12 protein-coding genes are annotated in these 19,672 nt (G+C 57.4%); 2 read left to right on the top strand and 10 right to left on the bottom strand.

All coding sequences use genetic code 11. The features are described 5' to 3' along the window. Window positions 1-3: 3 nt before the first annotated feature. A complete protein-coding gene (locus VK725_RS02010) occupies window positions 4-1,176 on the bottom strand; it encodes an MFS transporter (RefSeq protein WP_325316388.1) in 1,173 nt (390 codons plus the stop codon). 121 nt (window positions 1,177-1,297) lie between these two features. On the opposite strand from VK725_RS02010, the gene VK725_RS02005 reads away from it, so the two are divergent. Beyond that, window positions 1,298-2,002, top strand: coding sequence for a class I SAM-dependent methyltransferase (locus tag VK725_RS02005; RefSeq protein ID WP_325316387.1), 705 nt, complete (start codon window positions 1,298-1,300; stop codon window positions 2,000-2,002). An 85-nt stretch (window positions 2,003-2,087) separates the two neighbouring features. On the opposite strand, the gene VK725_RS02000 is transcribed toward VK725_RS02005, so the two are convergent. The 4 genes from VK725_RS02000 to VK725_RS01985 form a co-directional block, all read right to left on the bottom strand. Then, window positions 2,088-2,459, bottom strand: a complete 372-nt coding sequence (locus VK725_RS02000) for an HU family DNA-binding protein (protein ID WP_325316386.1) — start codon at window positions 2,457-2,459, stop codon at window positions 2,088-2,090. Window positions 2,460-2,601: 142 nt separating this feature from the next. After that, window positions 2,602-3,372, bottom strand: a complete 771-nt coding sequence (locus tag VK725_RS01995; RefSeq protein WP_325316385.1) for a sulfite exporter TauE/SafE family protein — start codon at window positions 3,370-3,372, stop codon at window positions 2,602-2,604. 195 nt (window positions 3,373-3,567) lie between these two features. Beyond that, window positions 3,568-3,918: a hypothetical protein gene (locus VK725_RS01990; RefSeq protein WP_325316384.1), complete on the bottom strand. Its 351-nt coding sequence runs from the start codon at window positions 3,916-3,918 to the stop codon at window positions 3,568-3,570. Window positions 3,919-4,015: 97 nt separating this feature from the next. After that, a complete protein-coding gene (locus VK725_RS01985) occupies window positions 4,016-7,471 on the bottom strand; it encodes a response regulator (RefSeq protein ID WP_325316383.1) in 3,456 nt (1,151 codons plus the stop codon). A 377-nt stretch (window positions 7,472-7,848) separates the two neighbouring features. On the opposite strand from VK725_RS01985, the gene VK725_RS01980 reads away from it, so the two are divergent. Further along, on the top strand, window positions 7,849-8,784 hold the full coding sequence (locus tag VK725_RS01980; RefSeq protein ID WP_325316382.1) for an MBL fold metallo-hydrolase: 936 nt from the start codon (window positions 7,849-7,851) through the stop codon (window positions 8,782-8,784). Here the strand turns inward: VK725_RS01980 and VK725_RS01975 are convergent. The 5 genes from VK725_RS01975 to VK725_RS01955 all read right to left on the bottom strand — a co-directional run bounded on the left by VK725_RS01975 (window position 8,774) and on the right by VK725_RS01955 (window position 19,434). After that, window positions 8,774-9,220 carry a GNAT family N-acetyltransferase gene (locus VK725_RS01975; protein ID WP_325316381.1) on the bottom strand — a complete coding sequence of 149 codons (447 nt, stop codon included), beginning with the start codon at window positions 9,218-9,220 and terminating at the stop codon, window positions 8,774-8,776. The genes VK725_RS01980 and VK725_RS01975 overlap by 11 nt on opposite strands. 1 nt (window position 9,221) lies before the next feature. Next, on the bottom strand, window positions 9,222-9,575 hold the full coding sequence (locus VK725_RS01970) for a tRNA-binding protein (RefSeq protein WP_325316380.1): 354 nt from the start codon (window positions 9,573-9,575) through the stop codon (window positions 9,222-9,224). After that, window positions 9,572-10,861: an FAD-binding oxidoreductase gene (locus VK725_RS01965; RefSeq protein WP_325316379.1), complete on the bottom strand. Its 1,290-nt coding sequence runs from the start codon at window positions 10,859-10,861 to the stop codon at window positions 9,572-9,574. The genes VK725_RS01970 and VK725_RS01965 overlap by 4 nt, the downstream gene beginning before the upstream one ends. 63 nt (window positions 10,862-10,924) lie before the next feature. Continuing rightward, complete coding sequence (gene pbpC / locus VK725_RS01960) at window positions 10,925-13,321, bottom strand: penicillin-binding protein 1C (RefSeq protein ID WP_325316378.1); 2,397 nt, start codon at window positions 13,319-13,321, stop codon at window positions 10,925-10,927. Window positions 13,322-13,377: 56 nt separating this feature from the next. Beyond that, the gene (locus VK725_RS01955; RefSeq protein ID WP_325316377.1) at window positions 13,378-19,434 is read right to left on the bottom strand and encodes an MG2 domain-containing protein; all 6,057 of its coding nucleotides are present in this window, start codon (window positions 19,432-19,434) and stop codon (window positions 13,378-13,380) included. Between the last annotated feature and the right edge of the window lie 238 nt (window positions 19,435-19,672).

The following is a 19,672-nucleotide window of genomic DNA, read 5'->3' as shown; positions in this document are numbered from 1 at the left end:
CTCTCACGTGCTGCTCCGTGATCGCATCATGAAAACGGCGAACAAGGCGCAGGCGGCCGCAATCATGCCGGGCAATCCAAATTGTGCGCTGCCAAGCATCGCCACACCTGCCACAGTCGGGCCGACCAACGCTCCGGCGCCCCACGCCAAGCCCATGACTGCGTACACGCCGACAAGATCGCCCCCCTGAAAACGGCTGCCCACCATTGCAAGCATCACGGTGTAAATACCGACGAACAAACCGCCCCAGACGAATACCATCGCGAATGCCAGGTGCGTCTCCTTCAGTGCGAACGGCCACAACAGCGCCGTCACGGCGGAAATCCAAGCAAGAATCAGCGCGAGTCGTCGCTTATCCATCTTGTCGGCCAACCAGCCGATCGGGATTTGCAGAAGGATCGCGCCAAGCATCAGCGTAGAGATCAGCTGCATCGCGCGGTGTTCGCTCCAACCCATGCCGGTCGCGTACAAGGCTATAAACGATAAACCTGCCGTTTCCACGCCGGCATTGAGAACCGTTGTGGCCATGGCAACCGGCGCGAGCTTCATGTAACGCATCGGCTGGGTTCGTTCGGCTTCGCTGCGCGCTGGCGCAAGCACCCAGGGCGGGATCACGAAGACGACCGCGGCGACTGCGATGATCGCGCCGATGGCGAAGGCGCGATCGTTCACGCCAACCTGAGACAGCAAGGCGGGCCCAAGCACCATGCCGAGGGACAAGGCGGCGGTGTAGATTGCCATCGTGCGCCCACGCGACCCTTCATCACTCAACACGTTGGTCCATGTTTCTGACATCACGAACAGCACTTCGGCGGACGCGCCCAGTGCGATGCGCAAGGGGAACCAAAGCCAGACGATCGGCCATAGCCTAAACAGAAAGAGCAGAACGCCAGCGAGGACCAGTGCACATACTGTCAGTGTGCGCGCACCGAATCGCGCCGCCAATCCTGGCAATAACGGGGCTGCCAACAACACCCCCAGCGCATGCATCGCTGCATTGATGCCGATAAACAGACTGGAATGACCGCGCGCAACGAGACTCATCGCGATCAGCGGCGCAGAAAGGCTGTACGTCAATCCAAAGGTAGTAGCCGCTGCCACGACGGCAGCCACGGATAGCTGGCGCCTCCAGCGCGGTGACGCCATCGTCGCAGTGGTTTGCGTGGAAGCCTGCATGCGACTGCCGCACCCCATCGGTTCGCAATAGCTACCGTCTTTATAACCGAAAAAACTTGCCTACCACGTCCTCGCGCTACCCCGTAGGATGCTGAATTGCATCTTCCACCGAGGTCGAGGCATGTCATCAGCCCCCAACGATCAGATTCATGAGAGGGCCATACTGCACAGCTGGGGCGAAAATGCCAACGCATGGACGCAGACGGTGCGTGAGGGCCATATCGAAAGCCGGCGCCTGATCACCGACCAATCCATCCTCGATGCGGTACTGGAGGGGCGCCCGCATTCCGTGCTCGATCTGGGATGCGGTGAGGGTTGGTTGGTTCGTGCGCTGGCAATGCAAGGTGTGCAGGCCATCGGCGTGGATGCAGTGCCCGAGCTGATCCATCGCGCGGCCCAAGCGGGTGGTGATTTTCGCGTCGCGTCCTACGAGGACATCATCGAAGGGCGGCTTCCCATACGTGTCGACACGCTGGTGTGCAACTTCGCCCTGCTCGGCAAGGAATCCGTCGAACGACTTGTTGCGTGTCTGCCGCAACTACTCGAAGAAGGTGGCCGTTTTATCGTGCAAACGGTTCATCCGTTGGTCGCGTGCGGCGACCAACCTTATATCGACGGCTGGCGGGAGGAGAATTGGACCGGATTTTGGGCTGCATTCACCGTGCATGCGCCCTGGTATTTCAGAACGCTATCAAACTGGATAGCAATGTTTGCCGCGTCAGGGTGGCGGCTAAGCGAGATGCGCGAACCGCTGCATCCGGAGACAGGTCGACCGGCTTCGGTGATGTTTATCCTGCAGGATGGCGCGCAGGATATCTTGCTTTGAACTCCGACACAGAATGCGTTGCCACGAGGTAACGCATTCCGTGATTTCCAGGCCGGAGCAAAAAGCATCCGGCCTGGAATGAAGATCAGAGCGCCGCGTCCTTCAGCTTCTTCAGCGGACGGATCTTGACCTTCACGGTTGCAGGCTTGGCAGCGAACCACTGCTCTTCCTTCGTGAAGGGATTGATGCCCTTACGGCGCGGCTTGGCCGCCACGCTAACAGCGGTGATCTTCAGAAGGCCCGGTAAGGTGAAAATGCCAGCGCCTTTCTTGTGGATCGATGCATGAGCAGTGCTTTCGAGTGCGGACAGCACTGCGCGCACGTCCTTCGATGCGACACCCGTCGACTCGGCCAAGTGAGCTACCAGACCGGACTTGCTCAGTGCTTCCTTGATCGGCTTCGGAGCGGCTGCGGCTTTGGAAGCCGACTTACCTTTTGCTGCCTTCGTCTTTGCCATGGACTACCCCATCGTTTATTGGTTTGTAGAGAAATGCCTCTCGGCGAGCAGAAATGTAGGGGAAATTTGTGGTCTCGCCAACTAGCAAATGCAAAAAAACGCATAAAAGATGCATTCAGTGGCGATTGGCACGCCCAAGAGCCTAGTGAGGCAGGCTTTTTGCCAGCATAAAGATGGCGACGGCGATGATCATCACAGCAAAGAGTATGGTCAGCGCACCACGCGTTTTGGACAATTTGTTAGCAGCCAACATGCCGAACCATCCCCCGACAACACCGCCAGCAATGAATTCGAAAGCGATGGGCCACGCCACCAGACCCGACGACGCATAGTTGAGCGCCGCGGTAAGACCGAAAGAACCCACGCAGAACAATGACGTACCAATCGCTTCGATCAGCGCCATACCACTGGCAAAAACCAGTCCTGGCACGATCAAAAAACCACCACCAATACCGAAAAAACCCGCAAGACAACCGGCCCCCAGCCCCACCGCACCCAAGCGGGGGAACATGTGCTTACGCGGATAACCGCTGCCAGAATGGCCACGACGTCCGCGCAACATCAGCACGGCGATGACGATCATCAGCAAGGCAAACAACACCAGCAGCCGATGCCCATCGATCACTTTACCCAGGCTCGATCCCAGAAATGCACCCACGACACCGGTTGCCGCAAACATAAAAGCAGCGGGCCAACGCACATTTCCTGCGCGGGCGTGTGGAATCAGATTGGCATAGGCGTTCGCGGCCACGGCCAGTGCACTGGTACCGATGGCCATGTGAGGGTCGCGCACACCCACTATATAGAGCAGCAGGGGCACGGCCAGAATCGATCCGCCACCACCTATGAGCGCAAGCGAGAAACCGACCAGAGATCCGCACAGGACGGTAAGCAAGTTATGCAACAAGGGCATGGGGTGTCGCTTATGGTGCCTGGATGGCGCTCATTAAACCTCACTTAAGGTGCTGCCATGGCTGCTTGGCCGCTTATGCCCCCGTGGTCATCGAACGAAATGATGTCCGCGCGCATGAGCGATAGTACGCTTGGTCTATAGCGCCATAGCGTCCATGTCAAAAAACCAAATACCCTTGATTAGGGTCAAATCAGCTCAATGCACCATCGCTGCCTGACTGTAGGCCATGTAAAGGCCTATCTTGTCGCCCGCTTTCAGATTAGCCATCGAATCCGGCGGAAAGTGCACTCTCAGCGCCATACCGTCGGCCATCACGTCGACGATGCCTGTCTTAGCGTCAGTGTGCGTCACTGTAGCCGGCATCGTGTGCATGCCATGCATGTTGACCATGGCGCTCGTTCGCGGGGTATGCGTCATATGCACGCCCGCCGCCTCCCCCGCACTGGGTGTGGAACCTGGTGGCGTAGTGTCCTGGGCACCTACTAACCCAGAGAGTAACAAGCTCGACAAGGACAACAAAAGACACGCGGACTTCTTCTTGCTCATGATTTGTTTGCTCATCGCACGATAAAAGCATTCAGGCCCGCAGTATGCGGGCCCAAATGTTCAGACAGTCTGAAATTGTCAGCAAGACAAATGGGTTCTAACTGTTAATTCCACATGACTCAGCGTAGCGTTGAAGCACATCGCGCATATCTGACTCAAGCTTTTCCAAGTGTGAAGTCGCTTCTTCGATACCTTTTAATTCAATCAACTTCTCGAGCGCCACACACTGATCAGCGACACTTTTCTCGCCAAGCATCAGCAACGCGCCCTTCAACGAATGAATACGTGCAAGCAGCCCTTCTTCATCATGCTGTTGCGTGGCCAGAAGAATGGCGTTCAAGTCGCGCGTGCCCGACTCCACAAAAACGCGGCAGACTTTCTCGGGAAACTTGGATTTCCACGGCGCACCGGCAGAAGGAGCGTGCGACTGACTTGTGCGCGGAAGATGCTGGAGCAACGCTTCGCGAAGCGTCTCCAATGAAAGCGGCTTGAGCAGAAGATCGGTGATGCCCGCACGCTTGCACTGGATCTTTTCGCTCGCCAACGCCGTTGCGGTAACAGCAAGGATGGGCATTTTGACGCCACGACCACGCAGCTCCTTTGCCAATTCGTAACCGTTCATGTTAGGCATGTTGATGTCGGTAAGCACAGCGCTATAACAACCATCGCGCCACAGATGCAACGCTGCCACACCGTCTTCCGCAGTATCCACCATGTAACCCAAGGCTTCGAGCTGTTGCTGAATCAATTCGCGATTAACGGGATTATCGTCAACCAGCAGAATGACACCACCGTGTTCCGAATCGCGTCCTGGTGTTTCAGGCACTGTAATCTCAAGCGACGGAAGAATTGCACGGGTTGTTTCGCCGAGGATGCTCGTGAGAAGCGCCTCACTCGAATAACAGGAAATGAAGCTCATAGGGCCGTGCTGCTCTGGCAACAGCGGCCCATCTGCCGTCGCCAGTACAACGCGCGTAGCGCTTTCTACTAGCGCTCGCTCTTCTTCTTCATCCCATGGACGCTGCTTGCCAAAAATGACTAGTGCATCGGCCTGCTTGAGCCATTCGGAATCCACATCCGAGGGTTTGGTTGCGACCTGCAATCGAGCGCCCCAGCGAGTAAGAAGCGCCGTGATCTCTGTACGCCACTCTGCTGCCGCAGAAAGAAACACAATTCGACGCTTCGCCAGGGGATGAGGATCTGCGGCTTGATGCGACGCGTCTATAGCAACAGGCAACTCGAACGCGAATACGCTACCAACACCTTGTGTGCTTTGGACGTCGATGGATCCGTCCATCAACTCGCTGATCTGCTGGCACAGCGTCAATCCCAAACCGCTGCCACCGAATCGCCGCGAGATGCTGGCATCGGCCTGGGAAAATGGCTGAAAGACCTGCGCTCGCTGTTCCTCGGTCATACCAATGCCCGAGTCGATAACTTCGAAACGCAGTCGGGCTGTTTCGCCAATGCGGGGCGACACCGATCGAGCGCGAAGAATGACGCGCCCAGACTCCGTAAACTTGACGGCATTACTGATCAGATTGTTGAGAACCTGACGGATGCGGTGAACATCGGCGGTATAAGCTTCTGAAAGATCCGCATCGATCCCATAGTAAAGCTTCAACCCTTTGTGCTCAGCGGCCGGCGCATAAAGCAACGCCGTTTGTTCTATCAGCGGCCTAACTTCAAATGACACCGGATCAATGTCCAGCTGGCCAGCTTCGATGCGTGAGAAATCCAACACGTCGCTGATGATGTTCAGCAGCGTTCCCGCCGAAAAGCGAATGCGTTCCAGACGCTCACGCTGGGAAGGTTCCAGCTTCGATCGTCCAAGCAATTCAAGATGACCGAGAATGCCATTCAGCGGCGTACGTATCTCATGGCTCATCGTTGCTACAAAGGCTGTTTTTGCGCGGCTCGCGGATTCCGCCGCCAATTTTGCTTGTTCCGAATCTTCTCGAGCCTTGCGCAAATTCTCCTGAATTTCTCTTCGCGCTGTGACATCGCGGAACACACAAAACAATGCGGCACGATTTTGGTAAATGATGGGCATGGCTGCAACAAGCAGATGCAGTTCCCCATCGCCCCCCTGACTTGGCAGCGCGAGCTCGAACTCCCTGGCATCAGGACGACCACTAAGTGGTTCTGTTGCGTGGGCATATTCACGAAGTACTTGCCGATAAAGCGTTGCCTCGGAGTCCGCAATAGCAATCGCGAAGCCCTGCACCGCGTCGTTTTGCAATAGCGGCACCGCATTGTCCAATCCAATGACGCAGAGACCGATTGGCGAAGTCTCTATCATCGTGCGGTTGAGCTCTTCGCTCTGATACACGCGTTTTGCACGGGCGAGCGCAGGCGCGAACACGCTGCGATCCTGCCTGATCAACAACAGCCACAGTGCTGTGAGCAGCAATATGGCCAAAGCAATCGTTGCGAGAAGCGGCCGTTTCTCTCCTTGCAAAACGTCCCACCAGCCATACCCGCGTACGAGTGTCCAAGGCGTCCCGGGAACTCTTTGCGCAATAAAAAACGCGCCTCCCTTCCGATAATGAGCGATCTTGTCCTCCGACGGCTGTAAAACCAGCAGCGGCTTGATGGCTGCTGCAACGTTCTGGCTCTTTTCGGACGTACCCGTTCCAAACACCACCTGACCATCGTTCGTGATGACAGCCAAATCCGCCGAATTGACCTGTTGCATCTGATCGACGAACGGCTCGATCGGCTCATAGATCACGAAAGCGCCAATGGGCGTATCGCCATCCATCGCAACAAGGGAACCAACGATGGAAGGTCTTCCGGTCGAAGGATTGGTACCTAGGGAGGAAAGTATCTTCGGCAACTCGGTGCCGTAGAAAGGCAACCTTGGATTTCCCTGATGCAGATCTTTCAGTGCCTGCAAATCATTGAAATCGATGTTGGGAGCGGCAAGCTTCGAAAACAGTGCGGCATGATCGGTCCGACCTGCCGCCGCATCCAAATCGACGGCCTCCAGGTTGTTTCCGAAAGCAAACAAGGTTCCGCTTGGGTCGTAGAAATAGCCCATTGTCCCGGGTCGCTTGCCACGATGAATAATAGACGTGCCGCTCACCATGGACAGTTCTTCGGCGAGCCCAAGGTAACGGCTGACCTTCTCCCGCGACCAATTCTCCACTCCACTGCCCACGACGAGATAAGGTACGGCATTGGGGCTAGCCTGCATGACCGCTTGATCATCGTGCGCGACAAAGTTGTCTACCTCCTTTTCGCCTGCGGACAGCAAATCAGCGGATTTGTTTTTCCACGCATACTCGATCAAATTGAGAGAGCGCACATACCCCGCATCACGCTGGATGAAGACCGAATCAAGCGCGAGCTTGGCATTGCGAAAATCGTCCAGCTGATCGGCCTTGTAGTCTTCGATGCTCAAGAAGATTGCGGCTAGCATGATCAGCAGGATGACCGCCGACAAAAAAGCGCCGCCACCGTAAAGCAAGTGCCGCTGATGCCGCTCCAGGGCAGCAATGTCTTGCTGACCTGTCGGGGCGTCACGATGCGCGGGCTCGGGTATTGTCATCTCGATGGTCCGGTAACTCTGGGTAGGTATTCAGCACGGCGCGGCAGAGAAAGAGAGGTTCTACCGATCACAAAGCGGAAGCATCGACATATGGGCAGTTTAAATCCCCGCATCGCTGCCCTGGCATAGGCACGTAGAGGCGCCAGTCCCGCTCCTATTCGGATGGCCTTCCCTGTAGGAAAGCTCCCTTTTACCGCGCCATCCTTAGTCGAAAGAAGTGTTAAGGAATTAACACGATTTTGAGGATCGTACGAGGCAATCGCACTCAGAAATATCGGACACTTCTTAAAATCGGACCGACGTGCGGGGCCACACGCCTTTGTTGGGCTACCCGGGCATCCTTGGCGCGAACGATGCTTTTGACTCATGGAAACATTATGACTTCACACGACATTTACACTATCGATACCGGCTTCGTCCGACCCCGATTCGATGCGGCTTACCTTCTCGTCCATGACGGGCATGGCGCCTTTATCGATTGCGGCACCAATCACTCGGTGCCACGGCTGCTCGATGCGCTTGGAAAAGCGGGTTTGGATCCTGAGCATGTCGACTGGCTGATCCTCACCCACGTTCATCTCGATCATGCGGGTGGCGCAGGTGAGCTGATGGCACAGCTTCCTCGTGCGAAGTTGGCCGTCCATCCGCGCGGTGCGCGACACATGATCGATCCATCGCAACTTTGGGCAGGTGCGATGGTGGTCTACGGTGAGGAGGTCATGTTGAAGTCCTACGGCCGTCTGCGCCCCGTAGCGGGAGAGCGCGTTGTGGAGGCGCCTGATGGTCACGTCATCGATCTCCGCGGGCGCAAATTGCGATGTATCGACACACCCGGTCACGCGCGCCATCACATGGCCATTTACGATCAACAGGCCAATGTATGCTTCACCGGCGACACTTTTGGACTTTCCTATCGCGAATTCGATACGGACAAAGGTCCTTTCATTTTACCCACCACAACGCCCGTGCAATTCGATCCCGACGCACTGCATGCATCGATCGATCGACTTGCCGCGCTCACGCCCGATGCCATGTACGTCACTCATTTCGGGCGCATTGAAGGTGTCCCACACCTGGCCGCAGATCTGCATGAATCGATCGATGCGATGGTGTCGGTTGCGCAGCAAGCGAATGGCAAATCCGACCGGCATGCCGAATTGACCAGAGGACTGACTGAACTCTATGCCGATCGCACAGCGAAGCACGGCTGGCACGGCGATCGCGAGGCGCTGATCCATTGGCTCGGCATGGATATCGAGCTCAACGCACAGGGGCTTGGCGTGTGGCTTGATCGGGCAGCCCCTAGCAAATAGTCAGCGTCTTGACGTAGCAGTGCTGGGTCTTGCGCCGCAAATAACCTAATCGCTCATAGAAGGGATGCGAGGCATCTCGGTTCACGTTGGAACGCACACTGATGGAATCGAAACCGAGTTGCCGCGCCCATTGCTCGGCGTGCTCTACCAGTAGTCGCCCTAGACCTGTCCGACGGGAGCTGACATCGACAACCAGGCCGACTATCTCTACACGTTCACCTAATTCAAGCGTACTGCGGCGTTCCACGGCAACCCAGCCAAGCAAACAATCCGTTCCTTGTGCAACACAAATGTGATGATTGGGAAGCGATGTAAGCGAGTTCAGACGATCACGCATGACCACAGGCGATGACGCATATCCAAGCTCTTCGGCCAAACGAGCGATCTCGGGCGCATCTTCCGCACGTACTTCGCGCAGGAAAAAGAAGCCCACCATTTCAGGCCAGCCTCGCGCCATTGGGAACAGATCGCTCGATCGCAGTAATCACAACACCATGCTCAGTATGAAACCCGGTAAGCAAAAATTGGGAACGGAACGGGCCTATCTGCTTTTCCGGAAAGTTGATTACACCAACGATCTGACGACCGATCAGTGATTCAGGGCTGTAAAGCGCGGCGATCTGCGCGCTGGTTTTGCGCTCGCCATACGGCCCGAAATCCGCCCAGACTTTCCATGCTGGCTTGCGCGCTTCGGGAAACGGTTCCACGCGCGTCACGGTGCCGGCGACAAGCAGTACTTTTTCGAAATCGGCCCAGCTGATTTCGCTTACCTGTGCGATGTGCTCGCTCATCCTTCCAGACTCGTCTTGAACCAATCGTTGAATTCATACCACCAGTAGCTCGCCTGTGCGCCTATGAATCCAAAGGGCTTGAGGGTATTGCTCAAGCCGTAATCGGCAAACTGCTTCCAGCCTTCGTCACCGTCGACAATCGCCGATGCGAGTAACTCGCCTGCTGCACATGTCGGCGCAAGACCGTGGCCGCCGAATGCTTGTGCCCACCATAGACCGTCGCCGCTGCTTCCAATCTGCGGCATCTGATGACGCGCATAGCTCATCAATCCCGACCAGGCGTAGTCGATGCGCACATCCCGCAATGATGGAAATACGCGCAACAAGTCACGTGTCAGCACACGTTGCACCGCGCGTGGAGAGCGGTTGAGCACCGATATGCGTCCACCCCAAAGCAGGCGTGTATCGGGCAATGGCCGGTAATAGTCGAAAGCAAACCGTGTGTCGTAAACGGCTGCTTTGGTTTGTAGCGACTCGCCTAACCGTTCGCCCAATGGCTCGGTCACCATCACATAGGTTGCGATGGGAAGCACAGCGCGATCGATCTGTCTGCGCAGACCCGCCAGGTAACCGCCGCAGGCGAGGATCACATGCTCCGCCTCCAGCTCGCCTGATGCAGTGCTTATGAGCCAGCGATTGTTATTTTGGCGGAGGCGCCATACGTCGCTCTCTTCGTGAATGCGAACGCCCAGCCCCGACGCGGCAACAGCCAGTCCGATGGCATAGTTCAGCGGATGCAGGTGCAGTGCGTTACGTTCGTAGAGGCCATCGTGATAACGCTCGCTGCGTACGAGTTCGCGCAGTTCCTCTTCGGCCAGCCAGTCCCAGTGAATTCCGTAGTGATCAGCCAGCGATTGCTGGCGTTTACGCAACACGTTCGGGTCGCGGAACCAGTTCGCCCAGATGATGCCCTGGTCGACCATGTCGCAAGCAATGGTGTAACGCTTGACGCGCTCGCGTATGCGATGCACGGCAGCCGTCGTCAGATCGAAGATCTTCTTGGAGCGTTCTTCGCCCAGTTGATGACGCAGTGCCTCTTCACCCAGCGAGTAACCGCCAAAGACAAAACCGCCATTACGGCCCGACGCACCAAAGCCGATCTGCTTGCTTTCCAGCACCACCACATCGCGTTCTCCACGCTCAGCCAGACCGAGTGCCGTATTGAGGCCTGCGAAGCCACCACCAATAATCGCCACGCGCGCTTCGTTTCGCCCTTGCAGCGGCGCAAAGCGTTCGTAAGGTGTTGCGGTCGCCTGGTAGTACGACAGTGCCGGTGGCTGATTCATGCCTTTTGCGTGTGGTCGGGGCGGTTCGACGGTCGAGCATAGCGCGGAACTGCGCTGTAGGGCTCAGTCGACCAGATTGATGTCCAGAAGCCGCTGGTCGGCTCGGCCATGATCGTCTACCACGCGTATGGTGTAGCGCCCTGCGCTATGTGGTTGCCAGTACATCAATTCGTTTGGGGAACTGCGGCCGACATAAGCGTCGTCCACAAACCAGTAAAGCGAATGCGCATCGGCATCGCTGGTCGCGGTAAACGGAATGCGTTCCTCGTCCAACTGTTTCAGACGCAGGGTGTAAGTGCTGCCGCGCAGGGGTGACGTAATGCTGGGCGCACCGCCGTCAATACGCTGTCCACCTTGGCAAGCCGGATTGGTCGGTGGCGCGCGGCGAGGCATACCCGCCTGCTGGAAAACACGCTGAAGATCGGATGGCCAGAATTCGTAGACCTCCACGTGCGTGTGCTTGCCGTCGTACGGTGGACAGGCCGCATTCCCCGTCGCATCGTCGATGACAACCGGGCGATAGATGTCATCGACCTTGATCGGCGACTTGCCGGGAATAAACCACGTCATGCCCTTCTGCGGGCACCATTGCGTCGGCAGATTTCCGCTGGCCAGACAAATCTGCACGCGCTTGAGATTGGCCGGCATATGCCGAATGGGTTCACCCATCGGTACGTGTTCGGCATGCAGCGCATCGATAATCTGGAAGAACAACGGTGCTGCCGTATCGACGCCAACGAACGCGGGGTTGCCGCTGCCGTCGAAGTTCCCTACCCACACCACTAGCGTGTACGGACCAACATTACCCGCCGTCCACGCATCGCGAAACGCCCATGATGTACCCGTCTTCCAATACACCGGCATGCGCATGGATTGCATGCCTACGGCGTCATCGGGTCGAGGATTCTGCCGAAGAATATCCATCACCATGAAGGTGGCCTCTTCGCTCAGCATGTGTGTGCCTGTCACTTGGGGCTCATCGGCACGCAAACGCAGTGGGCGCAATACGCCCTGGTTGGCTAGCATCGCATAGAGACCTGCCAGTTCCTGCATGCTGACCTCGCCACCACCCAGCACGAGCGAAAGACCGTAGTGCTGCTCGCTCGCCAATCGGCTGATACCGCTTTGCTGCAGGAAGTCGTAAAGACTCGGCTGGTGAAGTTGTGACGCCACCCACACGGCCGGGATGTTGCGACTTCGAATCAGCGCCTGTGTTGCAGTGATCGGTCCGAGAAAATGGCCGTCAAAGTTTTCAGGCGTGTAAGGACCAAATGCCGTCGGCACATCGCGCAACACGGTCTGCGGTTGCAGGACGCCTTGATCGAAACCCAGTGCGTAGATAAATGGCTTGAGCGTCGAACCGGGTGAACGTTTCGCCAATGTTCCGTTGACCTGCCCTTGGATGGACGCATCGCGATAGTTGGCCGAGCCGACCATAGCTTTGATGCTCATATCGCGCGTATCGACCAGAATCGCCGATGCGTTGTTGATGCCGCGAGACGCATTGCGCTTGACGTATAACGCGATCTGACGCTGCACACTTTTTTGCAGATCAAGATCGATCGTCGTTGGCAAGATCGGATTGCCGCTATCGTCGCTGACTTGCTGGCTGACCAACGCTTGTTCCACGGCATGCGGTGCTTCAAACGGCAAGCGGTTGAGTGGTCGGAGCGTCAACGGTAGTGCAAAGAGCGGTTTCCACGACGCATCCTGCGGATACTTGTTAACCCATGCGTCATAGAGACGGTTTCGTGCATCCGTCACACCGCGACTGACCAACGCGTCGTTGGATGCGCTTTGTCCCGCTTGCAGACGACGTGATGGATCTTGCGGAATAACGACGAGCGTCAATGCCTCGGGCAGTGTCAGCTGGTTTGCCTGCTTGCCGAAATAAACGAGACTGGCCGTACCAGCACCCTGGACATTGGCGCCATAAGGCGCATCGTTGAGGTAAGCCTCAAGTATCTCGCGCTTGGAATAAAAGAGCTCCAGCTGCACTGCCCTGCCCAGCTGGCGAAGTTTTCCCATCGGCGTGCGGGTGTTTAGGCCCCACAACAGCCGCGCCAGTTGCATCGTGATGGTTGAACCACCCTGTGGCGCGCCATGACGTACATACGTCACCCACGCACCGCGCAGCAAACCGTAGGGATTGAAACCAGGATGCCACGCGTACCATCGATCCTCATGCAGCAAAACACCCTGAACCAGCTGAGGCGAGATGTCCTTCAGCGGCACCCACAAGCGATATTGCTGATCGCTTGAAAGCGTCAATCGCAGCAATCGACCCTTGTCATCATAAACAGCCGTCGATGAAGGAAACCAACCACGCAATGGTCGATGCGGCCATAGGCGACAGCCCACGAGCAGACCAAAAACAAGCGCTGCGCCCACCAACCAGTTCTGCCAGCGCAGGATCCAGCGCGTGACAGTTTTCAGCGAAGTGCGAATGACGGTTAGCATGTTTGCGATGCGTGCGTAAAGCGCCCTCTCCATCCGAAGAGAGGGCGCCTGCCTGCTTAAGGCTTATCTACCACGGTCAAAGCTGCACCACCGGCGGAACGCGCCTGGATGGATCGGTCGTACATCGACTCGGCATACGCAGGTGGCACGACAAACTTGCCCGCGTTGGTTGCGCGAATGCGATAGACGAACTCGTGCACGTCCGGCGTCGCCGTGCCGTAGATCACCACACGGTCTTCGCGAATGTCCGCGTAATCGAGCTGCCACGTCGACTGCGGCAATCCAATCGTCGAGCGCCATGCCGGAGTCGGCGGTGGATTGCCATTGCCCGAATCGCTGTTGCCGTTATCGCCAGCGTCGCTGCCGGTGTTATCGCCGCCGTTGTTGTCGCCACTGTTGTTGTCGGCATTTTGCTGACCATTGGCTACTGGCGGCGGTTCGATGACCGGTTCAAAACCACCCGGCAGCAAATCCACGACCGCCACATTGCCGACGCCATCATCACCCGTGGCACGAATGCGAACGTGCACGTTGATCTCTTGGCCAACGGTTACGCTATCGACAGCCTTGCCTTGGTCATCGGTGTAATCGCGTATGACCTCAATGCCATTCTTGATGGCTTCCGATGGCTGCCGGCTGTCGTACCCACCCTGACTGACGACGTGCCACGCAGGCAACGTGCTTTGATTGATAAAGCGCAATTTGCTGGCGGAGGCATCCCAGCTTCCGGCCTGGAGCAGATTGCCCTGGATGCTGGAAATGGTTTTGGCGCTTCCGTCCGCATGCACTTCCTGGATACCCAGCTTGTCCAATTCTCCCGAGGTCTGACTGGCGTAGCTGTCCAGCGCAAGAATGGTCATCGATGACGACAGCGTGTTGTAGTCATCGTGTGCCAGCGGCCACGCGAGGTTTTCGAAGACGCGAGGCGGAAGCGCCTTGACGCGATCGGGGAAGTGCTTGGAAAGCAAGTAAAGCACCGTGGCGTCGCGAACAAGCGGATCGTAGTAGTAACTGTAGAAGTACTTCTCGCTTGCCTCCGAGCGCACTAGCGCTTTCTCGGGGCCAGCCATCAAACGATTGGCTTCGTCATCCTGCTTGAGCAGTTTGTACGACGCAGCCAACCATGCCGCCGCAAGATCGTTCTGCCAATCTTGCGGATAGGCATCTTGCAAGCGCTTCTGGATCGATGCCAAGGCATTGGTGGTGACGTTGCCCTGACGCGTCAACAGATACGCGGCATAAGCACGCTGACGCAGTAAATCCAGCGAATCCATGCCGTTGTCGTTGGCGAGCTGCTGCAGGTACTTGTTACCTGCATCGAGCATATCCTGCGGAACCGGCGTGCCGTGATCGCGCGCCTCCAGCATGAAATTCATGGCGTAGTTGGAGACAAACGGTTCCGAATCAGGCGTCGCCGACCACAGCCCAAATCCGCCCTCGCTATTCTGACGCGAATGCAACACGTCCAGAAGCTTCGAGACCGCCTCGGCGTTGCTGATTTTCTTTTCGGCAAAGACGGGTTGCAGGACATGGCTGAACACCGGAACCTGTGGCCACTTGTCCATGATGAGACGGGGCATCGCCGCGCTCACGATCTGCTCACTGCAATAGTTCTGGTAGTTGACCAGATAGCTGGTGATGCCCTGCGCCAACACGACGGGCAATGGCGAGATGGCCGCATCGCGCGTTGCGTAGGCATCGTACATCGGCCTGAGCGCGACTGTGTCGATCTGGCTGCGCGTAGCAACCTGGCCAACATCGACCTGGGTGCGATACGCAGACGCCGGCCGTACCGACACATCTACCGCCTGACTGGCCGATTTGTCGCCATAGGCCGCGGTGAAGGCCATGTGCCCCGAGCCAAGTTGATCTGTTGCCTTGACGCGGAATTTCACGACACCCTCGCGCATTTCGGCGAGGCTTACGTTTTGCGTCGGCGACCCGACCACTTGCAACCGCGGACCGGTTTTCAGCGTCACGGCGACAGGCACCTGCTTACCGCCCAGCCCCGTGAGATTGTTGGCAACGCCAACGCTGATATCCACTTGATCGCCAGGAGCCAGCGTCGTGGGTACGTTTGGCGACAGCACAAAGTCGCCGCGCACCGTCGTCGCGCCTTCGTAGGTGCCCACACGATCCTGCGAGACCGCGACCGCCATCACGCGCAACTTGCCGTTGAAATAGTCCGGCACGGTGTACGTGAAGTCTTTCTCGCCGTCGATATCGACAATGCCCGACCAGAACACTACCGGCTTGTCGCGCTTGCGCTTGAACGGATTCAGTTGTTTGCCGATAGCGGCATCGGCATCGCCGCCTGGCGCAGCCGCGCTTGCCATCAACTTTTCAAAGTCCGGCAGGATGAGATCGAGGATCTGCGATGTCTGCACCTCCAACATCTTCTTGCGGAAGAAGTACGTCAGCGGATCGCCGAGCTTGTAGTGCGCCACCTGCAGGATGCCTTCATCTACTGCAAAGACAACGGCTTTCGCGGGATGATCCGCATGCAACTTGAAGGTGACCGTATCGCCTGGTTTCACCACATTGGGCGACTCCACCGTGATCGGATCGCGGCGCGCATCCAGATTCACCGAGAACGGCACGACACCGTAACTCAGCGGGCTCATGAAAATTTCATCCGAGGACGGATCGCGGATGAATTGCACGTTGATGTAGCCGTTACCCTCGAAGTCCTTGGGAATCGTTATCTGTTGAACGGAGCTTGTGGTGTCGGCATGGAACCACGCATGCGCGTAGACCTTGTCGCGCTCAATGGTGATCAGCCCGCTACCCACATACGGTGCATGGATGGAAATATTCACCGTATCGCCGGGCTTGTAATCCGGCTTTTCCAGACTCAGCTGCAGCTCGGCATTGCGATCGAGTGAGCGTGACAGATTGGCATCGCCGGCCACCGAATAGCTCACGCGATTGACTTCGATGCGATCACTACCGCGCAGAATCACCAATGCATAGTTGCCCGCCTTGTCGGTGGGTAACGTGTAATCGAGGCCGCCCGCAGGAATCAGCAGCGGCTGTTCGTTGACCGGGATTTCCTTGAGACGCGATTGATATTTGTAAACGCCCGAATCCTGCTTGGTGAGCACGGACACGTAACGGCGCTCGATCAGCTGCGCTTTCAAACCATCCAGCTTGATCGACTTCGCCTGCGGGTCGATCGCGACCAAATGCACTTTACGCACGGCGTTGCGATCGACATAGTCGAGGTCATCGTCGCTGCGATAACCCACCAGCCAATCGTTGCTGGACACGAGGCTTTGCGTTGCGGCAGCCACGCTGCGGCCGCCATCGGGCTCGTGCGCCTTGACGAGGAAGTACAGCTGATAGGTGGCATCCGCGTACTTCTTCAAATCCAGGTCGAACTGGGCATGACCGTTGTCGTCGGTCTTGCCGTCCTGCAAGGCTTCGTCGTAACCATCCTTCGCACGATGGACGTCGTAGAAGTGATAGTCAGGCCAGCTGTGGAACGCGGGCCATGCGGGACGCAACGTGAGCGATGCTTCCACACGACGATTGGCCGCCGGTGTGCCAAACAGATTCTGTGCGTCGACGATACCTTTCAGGCCATCGGGTTTGACCCAGCCCTCGGTCACCTGGCTCGACAGCTTCGCTTCGACCTTCATGCGATCGGGCAGGAATTCCTTCACCTGAACCGTGGTATTGCCGATCTGCGTATCTGCCTTACCATCGCGCACGATGTACAGGTTGACCGTCCACGTACCAGTCGGCGCTGTTTCGGATGGCGTATACATCAACTCGCCAAAGCCGGAGTCATCCATCTTCAACGGAATTTGCTTGACGGTCACACCGCGCGGATCGACGACTTCCGCCTGTAGCGGAATGCCCGCCACATCCCGCACCCAACTTGCGGCTCTGACGATCAAGCCGATATGGATGTCATCGCCAGGGCGATAGATCCCGCGATCGGAGAACAGGTAACCGGACAACGTACCCGGATTCACTGCACTGGCTTCGCCGCCAATGTCGAAGCGCGAGTAATCGAGCTGCCTGTCGCTGCCGCCTACGGGCAGAAAGGAAAGATCGTCGGCTTTCTTGACCACATACAGCGAGGGTTGCTTTTCACGGTCCAGCCCCTTGAAGGTCGGAAAATGCACCATGCCGTCGGCGCCCGTTGTCTCAGTGAACAACGTCTGTCCATTGACGGCGAGCACGGAGACGTCGGCGCCTGCAACGGGTTGGCCGGTACGAATGGACTGCACGAAGACATCCTGACTGCCATCCAGCGCACGCTTCACCAGCATGCCAAGATCCGTCACGACAATCAGGCGGCTATCTTCGGCTGTGTTGTTGGAGTCGTCTGCGCTGTTATCGTCGCTCGATGCATCAGGGTCCGGTTGCGCGCCGGTAGGTGGCGGTGCAATGCCCTGCTTCGCGAAAGCCTTGGCTTTTGCGGCTTCGTCAGCCTGTTTCTTTTCCGTGGCAGGATCGAAGTCGTACAGATGCAAAAGGAATACACCGCGCTTGCCTTCCTGGAGGTATTGACCAAGATCCACGCCCTCGTAGTGCGCATGCGCAGGATCGCCGGTAGGAAACGCGCGCTTGACCTCATAACGGTCGACGATGTGTTCTTCACCGAATCCGTAGATAAGCTGCGGATGGCTGTAGTTGCCCTGATTGAGGCTGACCAGATGCTGCAACTGATCCGGCAGCACGCGTCCAACTTCCAGCCGCATGCCGGTCATGTTGCGCGATACGACAGAAATGCGCTTGCTGCCGCTGAGCGAAAGCAGCGAGCCATCTGCCATGAAGTGCAACAGTTTCGGATAGTCGGGCACGGTGACGATTTGTACCGCTGGCGCGCCAAGGATGTATCCGCCAAAGGACTTCAATCCCTTGTCGACACGCACATAGATGCGCTGACCGGGATCGGCGTGGAACTTGAAGCTCTGCAATTCCTGATAGTCGTTTTCGGTGGGTACGACTTCCAACGGAAGCTCTTGCGACTTGCGCAACGTGTCTACACCAACTTCGCCCGTGCTCCAGTCGTATTGGCTGTCATCGGGACTGTCGACGCCCGGCTTGTGCGCGGGCAACACCCATGCATGAACCAGACGTGCCAGATCGCTGTCGCGCACGGCACCGTTTAGGTTGACGACCATCACCTGTTCGGGTTCGTACTTGTCGTTATCAACCAACGTTGGACTGATGTCCTGAATGCTCAGGCTATATAGACCGGGCACACGGACGCTGGCGCTTTGATCCGCGTTGGTGCCCTCGCCACCGCGCGAGCTCTGTACGCCACTATCGAGCTTCAGCGACACCGAACCATCGTCGCGTGGCAAATCCAGCGGCTGCGAATGAATCCATGCGTGCAACTTGTACTGATCGTAAGTAACGCTGAACTTGAGTGGAGTGGAGGCCTTACCACTTTGCCCATCCAGCGCCAGTTCGATGCGCTTTTCGAATTGCGCGCTATCGACTGGATAGTTGAAATTGACGGGGATGATGGTTTTCTTGGCCGTCGGGTCTTGCGGGTCCTGATAAAACTCGCCGCGACCGAGCGTGGCCGAAAATGGCTGCGTATCGAATTCGAAGTGATCGTCCGCGAGCAGCACATGATGCGCGAACGCTTGCAGGATATCGAAGCGAACCTTGTAATGCTGCCCCACGGGCCAGTCGGCGGCTGGCGTAAAGCGCAAGGTCCGGTCATCCACCCATGTCCATTGCCCCTTGGTATCGGGCTGCATGGTGATGCCGGTGGCGACCTGCTTGCCGACCAGCTCAATCGGTGCTGCGGATGCCGAAAAATCAACTTCAAGCGGCTGGACGACCAGCGGCAGCTTAGCGTAATCGGTTATCGCAGGCGCATTGATTTGCCACGTGATGCGTATCGGTTCGGGCGGCCGCGGGCGATGCTTGTACCACTGCCACCCGTACCAGCCGCCTGCGGCCACTAGAACCGCCGCCAGAACGGCCGAAGCGGAGCGCAAGGGATGTCGCCGCACGACGTGCATCCACGTCGGGGCAGACCAGGCGACGTTGCCAACCAGCGGCGCCAGTATCCAGCCCAAGGCGTTCAGCACACCGCGCACGAAACGCACGGGCAGCATAAGCAGAAAACGCAGCAAATCCATAATGCCTTCCGATTTTCAATCCGTGTGTGACCTCGGCGTTTTGCACGCCGCGGCGTTCGCTCAGCTATAGGGAAGGCTCACGCCGGCAGGCATGAACCACTACGAATAGGATTCCCCATGCACATACTGCTCATTGAAAATGGCAGCTTGCCGTCAGGATTCTGGCACGGCTATACGGCCCCGGGCAGAAGCATGACGAAAAAAATAGTAGGCGCCGGGCTCGGCGCCAAGCCAGCGG

It is taken from the genome of Dyella sp., assembly GCF_035486915.1.
GTDB lineage: Bacteria > Pseudomonadota > Gammaproteobacteria > Xanthomonadales > Rhodanobacteraceae > Dyella_B.
Note: the sequence above shows the minus strand (reverse complement) of the source record. Positions and strands in the feature narration are given on the sequence as shown.